Annotated in this window: 15 protein-coding genes; 11 read left to right on the top strand and 4 right to left on the bottom strand. The window is 56.8% G+C overall.

The genetic code is table 11. From position 1 onward, the window contains the following. The first annotated feature begins 19 nt into the window (after nucleotides 1-19). From K7B04_RS19440 to K7B04_RS19420, 5 genes are read left to right on the top strand one after another with little or no spacing between them, the layout of a single operon-like run. Nucleotides 20-1,309, top strand: coding sequence for a sugar ABC transporter substrate-binding protein (locus tag K7B04_RS19440; RefSeq protein WP_167575598.1), 1,290 nt, complete (start codon nucleotides 20-22; stop codon nucleotides 1,307-1,309). Nucleotides 1,310-1,320: 11 nt separating this feature from the next. Continuing rightward, complete coding sequence (locus K7B04_RS19435) at nucleotides 1,321-2,262, top strand: sugar ABC transporter permease (protein WP_223802808.1); 942 nt, start codon at nucleotides 1,321-1,323, stop codon at nucleotides 2,260-2,262. A gap of 9 nt (nucleotides 2,263-2,271) precedes the next feature. Next, the gene (locus K7B04_RS19430) at nucleotides 2,272-3,111 is read left to right on the top strand and encodes a carbohydrate ABC transporter permease (RefSeq protein WP_064544808.1); all 840 of its coding nucleotides are present in this window, start codon (nucleotides 2,272-2,274) and stop codon (nucleotides 3,109-3,111) included. Nucleotides 3,112-3,121: 10 nt separating this feature from the next. Beyond that, nucleotides 3,122-4,216, top strand: a complete 1,095-nt coding sequence (gene ugpC, locus K7B04_RS19425) for a sn-glycerol-3-phosphate ABC transporter ATP-binding protein UgpC (protein ID WP_223802807.1) — start codon at nucleotides 3,122-3,124, stop codon at nucleotides 4,214-4,216. A gap of 7 nt (nucleotides 4,217-4,223) precedes the next feature. Continuing rightward, entirely contained in the window at nucleotides 4,224-5,369 is a 1,146-nt protein-coding gene (locus K7B04_RS19420) for an alginate lyase family protein (RefSeq protein WP_163449272.1), read from the top strand. Nucleotides 5,370-5,438: 69 nt separating this feature from the next. Here K7B04_RS19420 and K7B04_RS19415 read toward each other — a convergent pair whose 3' ends face one another. Continuing rightward, nucleotides 5,439-5,783, bottom strand: a complete 345-nt coding sequence (locus K7B04_RS19415; protein WP_064544814.1) for a RidA family protein — start codon at nucleotides 5,781-5,783, stop codon at nucleotides 5,439-5,441. Between the two features lie 128 nt (nucleotides 5,784-5,911). Between K7B04_RS19415 and K7B04_RS19410 the strand changes: the two genes are divergently transcribed. The 5 genes from K7B04_RS19410 to rnd all read left to right on the top strand — a co-directional run bounded on the left by K7B04_RS19410 (nucleotide 5,912) and on the right by rnd (nucleotide 12,294). After that, a complete protein-coding gene (locus K7B04_RS19410) occupies nucleotides 5,912-7,822 on the top strand; it encodes an ATP-dependent DNA helicase (protein WP_167575601.1) in 1,911 nt (636 codons plus the stop codon). A 67-nt stretch (nucleotides 7,823-7,889) separates the two neighbouring features. Further along, on the top strand, nucleotides 7,890-8,585 hold the full coding sequence (gene tsaB, locus K7B04_RS19405; RefSeq protein WP_223802806.1) for a tRNA (adenosine(37)-N6)-threonylcarbamoyltransferase complex dimerization subunit type 1 TsaB: 696 nt from the start codon (nucleotides 7,890-7,892) through the stop codon (nucleotides 8,583-8,585). Nucleotides 8,586-8,622: 37 nt separating this feature from the next. Further along, nucleotides 8,623-9,204, top strand: a complete 582-nt coding sequence (locus tag K7B04_RS19400) for a Slp family lipoprotein (RefSeq protein ID WP_223802805.1) — start codon at nucleotides 8,623-8,625, stop codon at nucleotides 9,202-9,204. Between the two features lie 207 nt (nucleotides 9,205-9,411). After that, nucleotides 9,412-11,097 carry a long-chain-fatty-acid--CoA ligase FadD gene (gene fadD / locus K7B04_RS19395; RefSeq protein ID WP_223802804.1) on the top strand — a complete coding sequence of 562 codons (1,686 nt, stop codon included), beginning with the start codon at nucleotides 9,412-9,414 and terminating at the stop codon, nucleotides 11,095-11,097. Nucleotides 11,098-11,178: 81 nt separating this feature from the next. Next, nucleotides 11,179-12,294: a ribonuclease D gene (gene rnd / locus K7B04_RS19390; protein ID WP_167577273.1), complete on the top strand. Its 1,116-nt coding sequence runs from the start codon at nucleotides 11,179-11,181 to the stop codon at nucleotides 12,292-12,294. A gap of 156 nt (nucleotides 12,295-12,450) precedes the next feature. Here rnd and minE read toward each other — a convergent pair whose 3' ends face one another. From minE to minC, 3 genes are read right to left on the bottom strand one after another with little or no spacing between them, the layout of a single operon-like run. After that, nucleotides 12,451-12,720: a cell division topological specificity factor MinE gene (gene minE, locus K7B04_RS19385; protein WP_064544824.1), complete on the bottom strand. Its 270-nt coding sequence runs from the start codon at nucleotides 12,718-12,720 to the stop codon at nucleotides 12,451-12,453. Between the two features lie 3 nt (nucleotides 12,721-12,723). Continuing rightward, nucleotides 12,724-13,536 carry a septum site-determining protein MinD gene (gene minD, locus K7B04_RS19380; RefSeq protein ID WP_064544826.1) on the bottom strand — a complete coding sequence of 271 codons (813 nt, stop codon included), beginning with the start codon at nucleotides 13,534-13,536 and terminating at the stop codon, nucleotides 12,724-12,726. A 23-nt stretch (nucleotides 13,537-13,559) separates the two neighbouring features. Beyond that, nucleotides 13,560-14,267, bottom strand: a complete 708-nt coding sequence (minC, locus tag K7B04_RS19375) for a septum site-determining protein MinC (RefSeq protein ID WP_223804197.1) — start codon at nucleotides 14,265-14,267, stop codon at nucleotides 13,560-13,562. 127 nt (nucleotides 14,268-14,394) lie between these two features. Between minC and K7B04_RS19370 the strand changes: the two genes are divergently transcribed. Then, a complete protein-coding gene (locus K7B04_RS19370; protein ID WP_163449266.1) occupies nucleotides 14,395-14,676 on the top strand; it encodes a YcgL domain-containing protein in 282 nt (93 codons plus the stop codon). Nucleotides 14,677-14,701: the final 25 nt, after the last annotated feature.

Raw genomic sequence — 14,701 nt, 5'->3', positions numbered from 1 at the left:
CAATAAAGGATATGCCATCATGTCTGCGAATAAATTACGTTCATTATTACTTCTCTCCGCTTTGGGACTTGGCATCGGTCAAAGCTATGCCGCCACCACCCTTAACGTCTGGATCCGCGCAAGTAACGACTCGAAGAATATCTACAAACAGGAGGCCGAGACGTTCGAGCAAAAAACGGGTATTAAAATCGAGTATTTCAACGCGACGACCGACTTCGAGCAGCGCCTGGCACGCGCCGCTGCCGGTAACGCCTTGCCTGACCTGATTTTCAACGATGCCGCCTCGTTGGGGCAATTTATCCAGTTGGGTATCGCTGAAGAGATTGACCCGAAAGCCATCAACGGCGGCGATCAGCTGTATCCCACCGCGTGGAACAGCACCCGCTATATCGACGGTAAATACTACGGCGTCCCGACCTCGGCGCAAACCTTCGCGCTGTTTGTCCGTAAGGACTGGCGCGAAAAGCTGGGCCTGCCGCAGCCAAAAAGCTGGGATGATATTCAAACCCTGGCCAAAGCCTTTACCACTCAGGATCCGGACGGCAACGGTAAAAACGATACCTACGGCTTTATCGTTCCGGCCTCCACAACCCGCGGCTACGCCAGCTGGTTTATGAGCAGCTTTATCTGGCAGGCGGGCGGTGATTTCGTCAAGGAACATAACGGTACCTTCAGCGCCTCGCTGAATACGCCGGAGGTGGCGCAGGCCATGACCTTCATGCGCACCATGATGTGCGAAAAGGTCACGCAACCGGGGGCGATTAACGCCACCACCGCCGACGTCATTCCTTCTTTCCGTTCCGGTCAGAGCGGTATGTTCTTCAGCGGCCCGTACCACATTGCGCTGTTTGATAAAGATCCGGGCAAAGACAAATTCGAAGTCGTGCCGGTGGTGGGGCCGAAAGGCGAAGCAACCCTCGCCGAAGGGACCACCGTCTTTATGATGAAGAGCAGCCAGCAGAAAGAGGCCGCGCGCAAATTCATCGAATTTATGATCTCGCCGGAAGGTCAGGAGATCGGCATGGGTAAAGGCAGCCAGCATATTCCTGTCGTGCGTCTGCCGGTGAACAAAAACGTGGATGTGAAGGCCGTCTACCAGGACGAACGCTGGGAAACCTTTGCCAAATTGTACAACGAGCAAGGGCGCTACGTGCCGCAAATTCCGAACTGGACGCCGGTGCGTCAGGTGGCCGCTGACGGCTTCAACCGCATCTTTGCCGATTGCAATAGCGATATCAGCGCCGAGCTGAAGACGATTGACGGCAAAGTGAACGCCGAGCTGGCAAAACAAAACGTGCTGGCTAAGTAAAGGAGTATGTGATGACGCTGCATGAGACGAAGTCCGCGCCGCTAAAGCAAGCCGCGTCGCCTGACGCCACTGGATGGCTGACGGCAAAACGTAAGCGAGCGCTGATTCCGTGGCTGTTCCTCGCCCCGGCGCTGGTGATCTTCAGTTGGTTTAAGTTCATCCCAATGATTCAGGGTCTGGTGATGAGCTTTTACAAGGTCAATTTTAACCAACCGGACGAATGGGTGGGGTTCGCCAACTTTACCCGCGCGTTTGCCGACGTTGAGCTGCACGCAGCGGTGGTTAACACCCTGCTGTACGTGCTGGTGACCATGTTTGCCGCGGCGATACTGGCCTTTTTCCTGGCCATGTTACTGGAAGGCCCGGCGCGCCACCTGCGCTTTATTCGAACCGCCATTTTCCTGCCGGCGGTCACCAGTGCGGCAATCGTCGCCGAAATGTGGCGCATTCTGTTCAACCCAACGCCGAACGGGGTGGTGAACCATATTCTCAGCTGGTTCGGCGTTGCCGATCAGGGCTTCCTCGCCAGCTCGGATCAGGCGCTGGGCGTCATCATGTTGCTGCATATCTGGAAAGCGGTGCCGTACAACATGGTCATTTTCATCGCCGGCCTGGCCGGTATCAGCCGCGACCTGTATGACGCCTCGAACGTGGATGGCGCTAACTGGTGGAACCGACTGCGCTACGTCACGCTGCCGGGGATGATTCCGGCGCTGTCGGTGGTGCTGATGCTCTCCTTTATTCGTGGTTTCCGCGTGTTTGCCGAAGTGTATGCCACGACCGGCGGCGGGCCGTCTAACGCCACGGAGATGATTATGACCCACATCTATAAGCTGGGCTTCGAACAGTTCGACTACGGCTACGCTTCGGCGGTGTCGTTCCTGCTGTTCGCCTTCACGGTGGTGTTAACCATCTGCCATCTGACGCTGAAAAAACGTATCGCACGTTACTAAGGAGCCATGATGTTAAGTAAACGTTGGGATACCGCAGGACGCTGGTGCATCTACGCACTGCTGCTGATTGTCTTCGTCGGGCCGTTCTGGGGTATCGTGGCCACTGCGTTCAGCGGCGCGCCGGTTAAACCGGGTGAGCTGCTGGCGTGGCCGAACCAGTTCTCGCTGGAGAACTTTATCTTCGCCTGGCAGGACATCGGCGTCTGGCAGTACCTGCTCAACTCTATCCTGGTGGTGTTCTTCGGCACCATTTTGCAGGTGTCGGTGAGCGCGCTGGCGGCCTACGCGCTGGCTCGTAAGAAGTTTCGCGGCGTCGCGCTGGTCAGCCTGGTGATTCTCTCGACCATGATGCTGCCGGAAGAGGTGATCGCCATTCCGCTGTACATGATCATCAACTGGCGGCTGCCGTTTATCGATGCTTCGCTCTACAACAGCTATCTGGGCATGATTCTGCCGGTAGTGGGCTGGGCCTTCTCCATCTTCGTGCTGACCGAGTTTATGTCGGCTATCCCGAAAGAGCTGGAAGAAGCGGCGCGCATTGACGGCGCTAACGAATGGCAGATTTTCTTCCACGTGATTCTGCCGCTGGTGAAGCCGGCGCTGGGAACGGTGGTGACATTCGGTTTCATTATGATTTGGGATCAGTACCTGCTGCCGTTGATTGTGGTCAACCAGGACAGTCTGAACACGATTCCGGTAATCCTCGGCACGCTGCGTACCGACGAGAGCATCACGCCGAACATTTTCATTGCGATTACGCTACTGGCGATGCTGCCAAGCATCATTGTTTATCTGGGTCTGCAAAAACATTTCAACCGCGGGATCATGTCCGGCGCGGTCAAAGGATAAGGAGCTACCAATGGGATCCGTTGTACTGAACAGCGTGCGTAAATCTTATGGCGATGCGCACGTGATTAAAGATGTGTCGCTGACTATCCCTGACGGTGAGTTCTGCGTGCTGGTGGGGCCGAGCGGCTGCGGTAAATCCACGCTGCTGCGCATGATTGCCGGGCTGGAGGAGATTTCCGGCGGCGAAGTGCATATTAATGAGCGTAACGTCACCGAGGTGGAACCGAAGCTGCGTGATATCGCGATGGTGTTCCAGAGCTATGCGCTTTATCCGCAGATGACGGTACGCGAAAATATGGGCTTTGCGCTAAAAATGGCGCGTCTGCCGAAGACGGAAATTAAGCAAAAAGTGGATGAAGCCGCGGCGCTGCTGGGGCTGGAGCCGCTGCTGGAGCGCCTGCCGAAGGATCTCTCCGGCGGCCAGCGTCAGCGCGTGGCGATGGGGCGCGCGATTGTGCGTAAGCCACAGGTATTCCTGTTTGATGAACCGCTTTCCAACCTGGATGCCAAGCTGCGTACCCAGGTGCGCGGCGAGATTCGCGAACTGCATCGTCGCCTGAAAACCACCTCGGTATACGTCACCCACGACCAAATCGAGGCGATGACCATGGGGCAGATGATCGTTGTGCTGCGCGATGGGCGTATTGAGCAGGCCGGGACGCCGCTTGAGTTGTATGACCAACCGGCTAACCTGTTCGTGGCAGGCTTTATCGGTTCGCCGGAAATTAACCAACTGCCGGGCGAAGTGGTGATCAACGGCCCGACTACCAGCCTGCGCCTGAAGGATGGCTCGCTGCTGGCGTTGCCTGCGGGTTTACAGGTGAAAAATGGTCAGCAGGTGGTGTACGCTATCCGCCCCGAACAGGTCAACGTGGTGAATGAAGCGCGGGATGATGCGCTGGCCGCGAAGGTTACGGCGGTGGAGAATACCGGGTCGGATATGCAGCTGTTTTGCGATACCGGCGGCGGGGCCTTTACGTCGGTCTTTAAGCAGCGCCTGGCGGTGAAAGAGGGCGACAACATCTGGCTGCAGCCGAAGCTCTCCGGTGTGCATCTGTTTGATGCGCAAAGCGGCCAGCGCATAGCGTGCCTGGAGGGCCAATAAGGTGGCAATGAAGCTGTACACCCTGGATGAAAATTGCCTGGAAAATGCGCGCGCGGGCCTCAAGCAACCGTTCTCACCGTTGCAACTCGCGCTGAGCAAACTGGTGGCGGAGGCCGATCAGCTGCGGCGCGAGCCGCCAGAAAGCGTGGTGCATAAAAAACTGCGTCCGGCGAGCGGCGACGCCCACGATTACTACAGTCTCGGCACCTACTGGTGGCCGAATCCGCGGCGGCCCAATGGGCTGCCCTATATTCGTCGCGACGGGCATATCAACCCGCAGTGCGAAAACAACGACACCGATACCTCGCGCATTATCCGTATGTGCGAGCGCTGCCTGACGCTGGGACTGGCGTGGTACTTCACCGGCCAGCGTCAGTATGCGCAGGCCGCCGCGCAACAGATTCGCTGCTGGTTCCTTGATGGCGATACGCGGATGAACCCGCATCTCAACTACGGCCAGGCGATTCCGGGGATTGTCTCCGGGCGCGGCACCGGGCTGATTGATACCCGTCTGCTGTGGATGGTGGTTGATACCATCGGGCTGATTAACGGCGCCAGCGTGCTGGATACTGACGATATTATCGGCCTGCACCAGTGGTTCCGCGACTTTAACCACTGGATGTACTACAGCGAAATTGGCCATTCTGAATATGTCTGGCACAACAACCACGGCACCTGGTACGACGCGCAGCGCACGGTGAACGCGCTGTTCTACGGCGATAAGGGGCTGGCGGCGCGCATTATTGAGCAGGGGATTACTCAGCGTATGGCGGCGCAAATTGACCAGGACGGCAAGCAGACGATGGAACTGGAGCGTACCATTCCGTTCCACTATTCGTTGTTTAACCTTGAGGCGCATCTGTTGCTCAACCGCTACGCCGAACACGTGGAGTTCGACCGTTGGAATACCATCCGTGACGGACGCGGGGTGAAGCAGGGAATAGACTATCTGGTGCCGTTTATCCGTGAACCGGAGCTGTGGCCGTACAGTGACTTACAGGGCATCGTCTGGGACAGCGCACTACGGGTATTGCTGCAATCGATACGGGGTTATCCGAAGCAGGCGGCGAGCTACCGTGAAGCGCTGAAGTGCGTGCCGCAGGAGACGCTGCAACTGAAAGAACAGCTGATGTGGTGTCCGGGGCAAGCGTAGTGCCATCAGGCAGTTTGGCGGGCGTTGCCGGATAGCGGCGTACCGCCATCCGGCCAGGGGGATCGTCGCTTATACCGCGGCGATAATCTTAATCTCAACTTTATATTTCGGGTTCATCAGCTTCGCCTGCACCGTGCAGCGCACCGGGGCATGGCCGGCGACGACCCATGCATCCCACGCTTTGTTCATCGCCGCGAAATCATCCCCGTCGGCGAGAAAAATGGTGGCGTCGAGGATGCGTGACTTGTCGCTGCCTTGCTTTTCCAGCACCGCGTCAATCTGTGCCAGCGTGTTAGCCGTCTGCTCAAACGCGTCGGCATCCAGGTTTGCCGGCACGCCGGTGTAGTACAGCGTCTGGTTATGAATTACCACATCAGACCAGCGCGCTTCGGCATCAATACGGACAATCGTCATTTTCCTTTCCTTTTTAACATCACGTCGATGCGCTAAGACTGCCACATTGTCGCCGCGACGTCACGGCTTAGGCTGGCATAACCTGGACTGGCCTGACATAATCACTGGGAATTTTTCCAGGGGGTAACGTGACGGACGATTTTGCAGCAGATGGCCAGCTTGCGCAGGCGATAACCGGCTTTAAACCGCGTGAACCGCAGCGCCAGATGGCGCACGCCGTCGCTCAGGCGATTGATGAAGGCCAGCCGCTGGTGGTTGAGGCCGGCACGGGTACCGGTAAAACGTACGCCTATCTGGCCCCTGCGCTGCGTTCGGGGAAAAAGGTGATCATCTCCACCGGGTCGAAGGCACTACAGGATCAGCTTTACAGCCGTGACTTACCCACCGTTTCGAAAGCGCTGGACTACACCGGCAAGCTGGCGTTGCTAAAGGGGCGTTCAAACTATCTGTGTCTGGAGCGTCTGGAACAGCAAGCGCTGGCGGGCGGCGATCTACCGGTGAATACCCTGAGCGACGTCATTCTGCTGCGCAGCTGGGCGAACCAGACGGTTGATGGCGACATCAGCACCTGCGTCAGCGTCGCCGAGGATTCTCAGGCGTGGCCACTGGTCACCAGCACCAACGATAACTGCCTTGGCAGCGACTGCCCGCAGTATCAGGAGTGTTTCGTGGTGAAGGCGCGTAAAAAGGCGATGGACGCCGACGTCGTGGTGGTCAACCATCACCTGTTCCTCGCCGATATGGTGGTCAAAGAGAGCGGTTTTGGCGAGCTTATTCCCGAGGCCGATGTGATGATCTTCGATGAAGCCCATCAGCTACCGGACATCGCCAGCCAATATTTTGGCCAGTCGCTCTCCAGCCGTCAGCTGCTGGATCTGGCGAAAGACGTGGTCATCGCCTATCGTACCGAACTGAAAGATACTCAGCAGTTGCAAAAGTGCGCCGATCGCCTGGCGCAGGCGACGCAGGATTTTCGCCTGCAGGTCGGCGACCCGGGCTATCGTGGCAACCTGCGTGACCTGCTGGCGGATAGCGCCGTGCAGCGTGCATTGCTGCTGCTCGATGACGCGCTGGAGCTGTGCTACGACGTGGCGAAACTTTCGCTGGGACGTTCTGCGCTGCTCGATGCCGCCTTCGAGCGCGCAACGCTCTACCGCGCGCGCCTGAAACGCCTGAAAGAGATCAACAAACCCGGCTACAGCTACTGGTACGAATGTAACTCGCGCCACTTTACACTGGCGCTAACGCCGCTGACCGTGGCGGACAAATTTAAAGAGGTGATGGCGGCCAAACCGGGCAGTTGGGTTTTCACCTCGGCGACGCTGTCGGTGAATGACGATCTGCACCATTTCACCGAGCGTCTGGGTATTGAAGCGGCGCACTCGCTGCTGTTACCCAGCCCCTTCGACTATGCCAGCCAGGCGCTTTTATGCGTGCCGCGCAATCTGCCGTTGCCGAATCAACCGGGGGCGGCGCGCCAGCTGGCGGCGATGCTCAAACCGCTGATTGAGGCCAACGATGGCCGCTGCTTTATGCTCTGTACTTCGCACGCCATGATGCGCGATCTCGCCGAACAGTTCCGCGCGACGATGACGTTGCCGGTCTTGTTGCAGGGGGAAACTAGCAAGGGGCAGCTTCTGCAACAGTTTGTCAGCGCCGGTAACGCGCTGCTGGTCGCGACCAGCAGCTTTTGGGAAGGGGTAGACGTGCGCGGCGACGCGCTCTCGCTGGTGATCATCGACAAACTGCCGTTTACCTCCCCGGACGATCCGCTGCTCAAAGCACGGATGGAAGATTGTCGCCTGCGCGGCGGCGATCCGTTCGAAGAGGTCCAGCTTCCGGACGCGGTGATTACCCTTAAGCAGGGCGTTGGGCGCCTGATTCGTGATGTGGACGATCGCGGCGTGCTGGTGATTTGCGATAACCGTCTGGTGATGCGCCCCTATGGCGCGACGTTCCTCGCCAGCCTGCCGCCCGCGCCGCGCACTCGCGACATTCGACGGGCAGTGCGTTTCCTGGCGCTGTCATCGACGCGGTAATGCGGTGCAAAGTGTGGTAAGATGCGCGCCATTTTGTTGATCCGTAACTGCGAGAGCGCGACTAACCATGCGAATTCTGGCTATTGATACCGCCACGGAAGCCTGCTCGGCTGCCTTGTGGAATGAAGGTAGCACCAGTGCTCATTTCGAGCTTTGTCCTCGGGAACACACCCAACGAATCCTGCCAATCGTGCAGGATATTCTTACTGAAAGTGGCGTAAGCCTCACCGAACTCGACGCGCTGGCGTTTGGCCGTGGGCCGGGCAGCTTTACCGGCGTGCGTATCGGTATTGGTATTGCGCAGGGGCTGGCGCTGGGCGCTGAGCTGCCGATGATCGGCGTGTCAACGCTGGCAACCATGGCGCAGGGGGCCTGGCGTAAGCAGGGCGCAACTCGCGTGCTGGCCGCCATCGACGCGCGCATGGGCGAGGTCTACTGGGCTGAGTATCAGCGTGATGAACAGGGCGTGTGGCACGGTGAAGAAACCGAAGCGGTGCTGAAGCCGGAAGCGGTACAGCAGCGTTTAGCCGAATTGAGCGGCGAATGGGCGACCGTTGGCACCGGCTGGGCGGCCTGGCCGGAGATGGCGCAGGGCGCGAACGTGCCCCTGAACGACGGCGGCGTGACCTTGCCTGAGGCAGAAGACATGCTGCCAATTGCCTGCCAGCTGCTCGCGCAGGGTAAAACGGTGGCGGTCGAGAAAGCGGAGCCGGTTTATTTGCGTAATGAAGTGGCGTGGAAGAAACTTCCCGGTCGCGAATGACTCTAAGCAGATAAATAGTGAGTCCAGGAGCAGCATCATGGCAGGTCAAAAATACGTCGTTCGTGGCGCAATTGCAGGGCTTATCGCATTAGCGTTAAGCGGCTGCGTCAGCGTGCCGGATGCCATTCAGGGCAGTAGCCCAACGCCGCAGCAGGATCTGGTTCGGGTGATGGCGGCACCGCAGCTGTATGTCGGCCAGGAATCGCGCTTTGGCGGCACGGTTGTGGGTATTGAAAATCAGCAGGGTCGCACCCGTCTGGAAATCGCCACCGTTCCGCTCGACAGCGGCGCGCGTCCGATTCTCGGCGAAGCCTCCCGTGGGCGTATCTATGCCGATGTTAACGGTTTCCTTGACCCGGTAGATTTCCGTGGCCAGCTGGTGACGGTGGTCGGCCCGATCGTCGGCACCGTGGAAGGGAAAGTGGGCACCACGAAGTACAATTTCCTGCACGTTCAGGCCACTGGCTATAAACGCTGGCGCGTTACCCAGCAGGTGGTGATGCCGCCGCAGCCTATCGATCCGTGGGTCTTTGGCCCGCACCCCTGGAATTACGGTTACGGCGGCTGGGGATGGTATAACCCCGGCCCAGCGGAAGTTCGGAACGTCGTAACTGAATAAGATCTGTGCAAAAGCAGACAAAAAAGAAACAGCGGCTAGTCCGCTGTTTCTTCGTTGTAATGGATATAAAAAAAATAAAGAGTGACGCGCTTCGCAACCTTAATTCTGATTAATTCTTAAACTGGTACGCTGAGTTAATATAATGTTAACGAAAGTTTATCATTTGGGGTTGCGATGACGACGAATACGTATTTTAGAGGTGATGCTTTGAAAAAGGTTTGGCTCAACCGTTATCCTGCTGATGTTCCGGCAGAGATCAATCCTGACCGTTATCAATCCCTGGTGGAACTGTTTGAACACGCGGCAACACGCTTTGCCGATCAGCCCGGCTTCGTCAATATGGGCGAAGTGATGACCTTCCGTAAGCTCGAAGAGCGCAGCCGCGCCTTTGCCGCTTATCTCCAGCAGGGGCTGGGGCTGAAGCAGGGCGATCGCGTCGCGCTGATGATGCCTAACCTGCTGCAATATCCGGTTGCTCTGTTCGGCATCCTGCGTGCCGGGATGATCGTGGTCAACGTCAACCCGCTGTACACCCCGCGTGAGCTGGAGCATCAGTTGAACGACAGCGGCGCGCAGGCGATCGTGATTGTCTCCAACTTTGCCCACACGCTGGAAAAAGTGGTTGATAAAACTCAGGTTAAGCACGTGATTCTGACCCGCATGGGCGATCAGCTTTCAACCGCCAAAGGGACGCTGGTCAACTTTGTCGTCAAATACATCAAACGACTGGTGCCGAAATACCATTTGCCGGATGCGATCTCCTTCCGTCGCGCGCTGCATAGCGGCTACCGCTTACAGTATGTGAAACCGGTGGTGAAGGCGGATGATGTGGCCTTCCTGCAATATACCGGCGGTACCACCGGCGTGGCGAAAGGCGCGATGCTGACCCATCGCAATATGCTCGCCAACCTCGAGCAGGTGAAAGCGACCTACGGGCCTCTGCTGCACGAAGGGAAAGAGGTGGTGATCACCGCGCTGCCGCTGTATCACATCTTTGCGCTGACCATGAACTGCCTGCTGTTTATCGAACTGGGCGGGCAGAATATCCTGATCACCAACCCGCGTGATATTCCGGGTCTGGTGAAGGAGCTGGCAAAATATCCGTTCACCGCCATGACCGGCGTGAATACGCTATTCAATGCGCTGCTGAACAATAAAGAGTTCCAGCAGCTCGATTTCTCCACGCTGCATCTGTCGGCGGGCGGGGGAATGCCGGTGAACCATTCGGTGGCTGAACGCTGGGTGAAGCTGACCGGGCAGTATCTGCTGGAGGGCTATGGCCTGACCGAATGTGCGCCGCTGGTGAGCGTCAACCCGCATGATATCGACTATCACAGTGGCAGTATTGGTCTGCCGGTGCCCTCAACTGAGGTGAAACTGGTGGACGATGACGACAACGAAGTGGCCGTCGGCCAGCCGGGCGAACTGTGCGTGAAGGGGCCGCAGGTGATGGAAGGCTACTGGCAGCGCCCGGAAGCCACCGCGGAAATTATCAAAGACGGCTGGTTGCATACCGGCGATATCGCGGTAATGGATGAGGAAGGCTTCCTGCGCATCGTTGACCGCAAAAAAGATATGATTCTGGTGTCAGGTTTTAACGTCTACCCGAATGAAATTGAAGACGTGGTGATGCAGCATTCCGGCGTACTGGAAGTGGCCGCCGTCGGTGTCCCTTCCGGCAATAGCGGTGAAGCGGTGAAGATCTTCGTGGTCAAAAAAGACCAAAGCCTGACCGAAGAGGCGCTGATTACCTTCTGCCGCCGTCAGCTAACCGGATACAAAGTGCCGAAACTGGTTGAATTCCGTCAGGAATTACCGAAGTCCAACGTCGGGAAAATTTTAAGACGAGAATTACGTGACGAAGCCCGCGCCAAAGTGGACAATAAGGGATAAGTCACGAGTCATGATGCCTAACGCCAGCTCTGCTGGCGTTTTTTTTGGCACAAAATAAGAGAGTATGATTTGAACTATCAGATGATCACCACCAACGATGCGCTGCACACTCTGTGCGACGCCGTTCGTCAGACAACCGCCGTCGCGCTGGACACCGAGTTTGTCCGCACCCGCACCTACTATCCGCAGCTGGGCCTGATTCAGCTTTTCGATGGAGAGCGTACGGCGCTGATCGATCCTCTGGATATCACCGACTGGTCGCCGCTGCAGGCGATTCTGCAGGACCGCAACATCACCAAGTTCCTGCACGCGGGCAGTGAAGATTTAGAAGTCTTTATGAACGTTTTCGGCGCCATGCCGCAGCCGCTGATCGACACGCAGGTGCTGGCCGCTTTCTGTGGTCGCCCGATGTCCTGGGGCTTTGCCGCGATGGTCGCTGAATACTCCGGCGTTGAGCTGGATAAGAGCGAGTCGCGTACCGACTGGCTGGCACGCCCGCTGACCTCGCGTCAGTGCGACTACGCGGCGGCGGACGTCTGGTATCTGTTGCCGATAGCCCACAAGCTGATGGCGGAAACCGAGCAGAAAGGGCGCCTTGATTGGGCGCTGAATGAATGCCAGTTGATGCAACAACGCCGTCAGGAAGTGACTGACCCACGCGAGGCGTGGCGTGATATTACCAACGCCTGGCAACTGCGCACCCGCCAGCTGGCCTGTTTGCAACTGCTGGCCGACTGGCGTCTGCGCAAGGCGCGCGAGCGCGACCTGGCGGTGAATTTCGTGGTACGTGAAGAGCACCTGTGGAGCGTGGCGCGCTATATGCCGGGCAGCCTCGGTGAGCTGGATAGTCTCGGGCTGTCGGGCAGCGAAATTCGCTTCCACGGTAAAACGCTGATTAGCCTGGTTGAGAAAGCGCAGGCGTTGCCTGATGACGCGCTGCCGGAGCCGCTGCAGAACCTGATGGACATGCCGGGTTACCGCAAAGCGTTTAAAGAGATTAAGGCGCTGGTGCAGGAAGTGGGGCAGGCGAACGACGTCAGCGCCGAGATGCTCGCCTCGCGTCGCCAGATTAACCAGCTGCTGAACTGGCACTGGCAGCTGAAGCCACGTCATACCGCGCCGGAAATGATTTCCGGCTGGCGCGGTGAGCTGCTGTCCGGCGCGCTGGATAAGTTGCTGGCAGAGTATCCGCGTTAAATCCTGACTGTAGGCCGGATAAGGCAACGCCGCCATCCGGCAATACAATCGTTGGGCGAGGAGCTGCCTGATGGCGCTTTGCTTATCAGGCCTACTCGCAGTTTCCGGACACAAAAAAAGCGCTATCACTAGCGCCTTTTTTTACACCACCGAAAGTCAGGATTTTGACTCTTCCGCTTCCGGTAGCGTGACGTTGAGTTCCAGAATCGAAATATCCCCGTCTTTTTGCTCTAACTGCACCGTGACCATTTCTGGGTCAATCTGCACGTACTTGCAAATCACTTCCAGAATATCCTTCCTTAACTGCGGCAGATAGTGCGGTTCTGCGTCACTGCGGCGACGTTCCGCGACAATGATTTGCAGGCGTTCTTTAGCAATGTTGGCGGTATTCTTTTTCCGTGAGAGAAAAAAGTCGAGTAATGCCATAATTTATCCTCCGAACAGGCGTTTGAGGAAACCTTTCTTCTCTTCTTCAATGAAGCGGAAAGGACGTTCTTCTCCCAACAGACGATCTACGGTATCAGCGTAGGCTTTGCCTGCGTCAGACACCGTATCCAGAATAACCGGTTCACCCTGGTTTGAGGCGCGCAGGACGGACTGATCTTCCGGGATAACGCCAACCAGTTTGATGCGCAGGATTTCCAGCACATCTTCCATGCTCAGCATGTCGCCTTTGCTCACGCGACCTGGATTGTAGCGCGTCAGCAGCAGGTGCTCTTTAATCGGCTCTTCACCATTTTCCGCACGACGGGATTTGGAGGCCAGGATGCCCAGGATACGGTCTGAGTCGCGTACCGAGGAGACTTCCGGGTTGGTGGTGATGATGGCTTCGTCGGCGAAGTACAGCGCCATCAGTGCGCCGGTTTCGATACCCGCAGGGGAGTCGCAGACCACGAAGTCGAATTCCATCTTTTTCAGCTCGTCGAGGACTTTCTCGACGCCTTCGCGAGTCAGCGCATCTTTATCGCGCGTCTGCGAAGCCGGCAGAATGTAGAGATTCTCGGTACGTTTATCTTTGATTAATGCTTGGTTCAGCGTGGCATCGCCCTGAATAACGTTAACAAAATCATACACTACGCGACGTTCGCAGCCCATGATGAGGTCAAGGTTACGCAGACCGATATCAAAATCGATAACGACCGTTTTCTTTCCCTTCTGCGCCAAACCAGTCGCGATGGCCGCGCTGGAGGTGGTCTTACCCACGCCCCCTTTACCTGAAGTCACAACAATAATGCGTGCCATAGAAATTCCTTGTTAAAAAGGGATTAATTTAACGGTTGAATAGTCAAAGCGCTGTCGTCTAACCGCAGACGCGCCGCTTTGCCATAAAATTCGGCTGGGATCTGGTCGCTCAGCCAATATTCCCCGGCGATGGAGACCAGCTCCGCAGCCAGGTGGGTACAAAATACTTGTGCTTCCCGGTCTCCGCCGGCGCCCGCCAGAACGCGTCCACGCATCATGCCATACACGTGAATATTACCGTCGGCAATCAGCTCAGCACCTGCACTGACGTGGCTTGTCACAATCAGATCACAGTTTGGTGCATAAATGCGCTGACCGGAACGTACTGGCGTATCAATCATTCGCGTTTTTGTGATCGGACTAACAATTGGCTCGGGTTCAGTGGGTTTGGGCTGCTCAACGGGCGCGGCACGAACAACTTTTTCTTTACCTTCAGTCAGTAAAGGAAGGCCCGATTGGTCAATGGCCGCTTTGAACTGCGGATTTTTACAGCCGCTGACGCCCACGATACGCAGACCGGCAGCCATAATCGCCTGCTGAATCGCGCGCCACTGGGTAAACTCTTCAAGGTTGCTGACGTTGACCACAACCGGGGCATGACGGAAAAAAGCCGGAGCCTGGGCGACCTTGTCTTCTAACGCCTGACGAATAACCTCGGGTCTTGCATCATGCAAATGGACCACCGATAAGGTGAAGCTACTGCCTTTAAGTTCGATTGGCGTGTTTGACATCCTGGCCTTACTCAATTTGCTATTTATCGCAGCTTCGCGCGCGGCGATATTCCGAAGACTATCAGTCATGTTATAGTCACTAATATATTCAAGCAAGTAACCACAGTCCTAATTCCGAGTATAAAGTATGTTTTGTGTGATTTATCGTAGTTCTAAACGTGATCAAACCTATTTGTATGTCGAAAAAAAAGACGATTTCTCTCGCGTCCCGGAAGAACTGATGCAGGGCTTCGGCCAGCCGCAGCTGGCGATGCTGTTGCCGCTGGACGGACGCAAGAAGCTTATCAATGCCGATCTGGAAAAGGTAAAACAGGCGTTAAAAGATCAGGGCTATTATTTACAGATGCCACCGCCGCCTGAAAATCTGTTGAAACAGCATCTGGCCGACGTCAAAAATAAGGGCGAATAGTTTTCGCTTCCGGCTAATGTCTGTT

The organism is Kluyvera sp. CRP (genome assembly GCF_019930565.1).
Lineage (GTDB): Bacteria > Pseudomonadota > Gammaproteobacteria > Enterobacterales > Enterobacteriaceae > Kluyvera > Kluyvera georgiana_A.
Note: the sequence above shows the minus strand (reverse complement) of the source record. Positions and strands in the feature narration are given on the sequence as shown.

Excerpts from the sequence above, each read along its gene's own strand:
- K7B04_RS19440 (WP_167575598.1), top strand. The coding sequence starts at position 20 with ATGTCTGCGAATAAATTACGTTCATTATTACTTCTCTCCGCTTTGGGA.
- K7B04_RS19435 (WP_223802808.1), top strand. The coding sequence starts at position 1,321 with ATGACGCTGCATGAGACGAAGTCCGCGCCGCTAAAGCAAGCCGCGTCG.
- K7B04_RS19430 (WP_064544808.1), top strand. The coding sequence starts at position 2,272 with ATGTTAAGTAAACGTTGGGATACCGCAGGACGCTGGTGCATCTACGCA.
- ugpC (WP_223802807.1), top strand. The coding sequence starts at position 3,122 with ATGGGATCCGTTGTACTGAACAGCGTGCGTAAATCTTATGGCGATGCG.
- K7B04_RS19420 (WP_163449272.1), top strand. The coding sequence starts at position 4,224 with ATGAAGCTGTACACCCTGGATGAAAATTGCCTGGAAAATGCGCGCGCG.
- K7B04_RS19415 (WP_064544814.1), bottom strand. The coding sequence starts at position 5,783 with ATGACGATTGTCCGTATTGATGCCGAAGCGCGCTGGTCTGATGTGGTA.
- tsaB (WP_223802806.1), top strand. The coding sequence starts at position 7,890 with ATGCGAATTCTGGCTATTGATACCGCCACGGAAGCCTGCTCGGCTGCC.
- K7B04_RS19400 (WP_223802805.1), top strand. The coding sequence starts at position 8,623 with ATGGCAGGTCAAAAATACGTCGTTCGTGGCGCAATTGCAGGGCTTATC.
- rnd (WP_167577273.1), top strand. The coding sequence starts at position 11,179 with ATGATCACCACCAACGATGCGCTGCACACTCTGTGCGACGCCGTTCGT.
- minE (WP_064544824.1), bottom strand. The coding sequence starts at position 12,720 with ATGGCATTACTCGACTTTTTTCTCTCACGGAAAAAGAATACCGCCAAC.
- minD (WP_064544826.1), bottom strand. The coding sequence starts at position 13,536 with ATGGCACGCATTATTGTTGTGACTTCAGGTAAAGGGGGCGTGGGTAAG.
- minC (WP_223804197.1), bottom strand. The coding sequence starts at position 14,267 with ATGTCAAACACGCCAATCGAACTTAAAGGCAGTAGCTTCACCTTATCG.
- K7B04_RS19370 (WP_163449266.1), top strand. The coding sequence starts at position 14,395 with ATGTTTTGTGTGATTTATCGTAGTTCTAAACGTGATCAAACCTATTTG.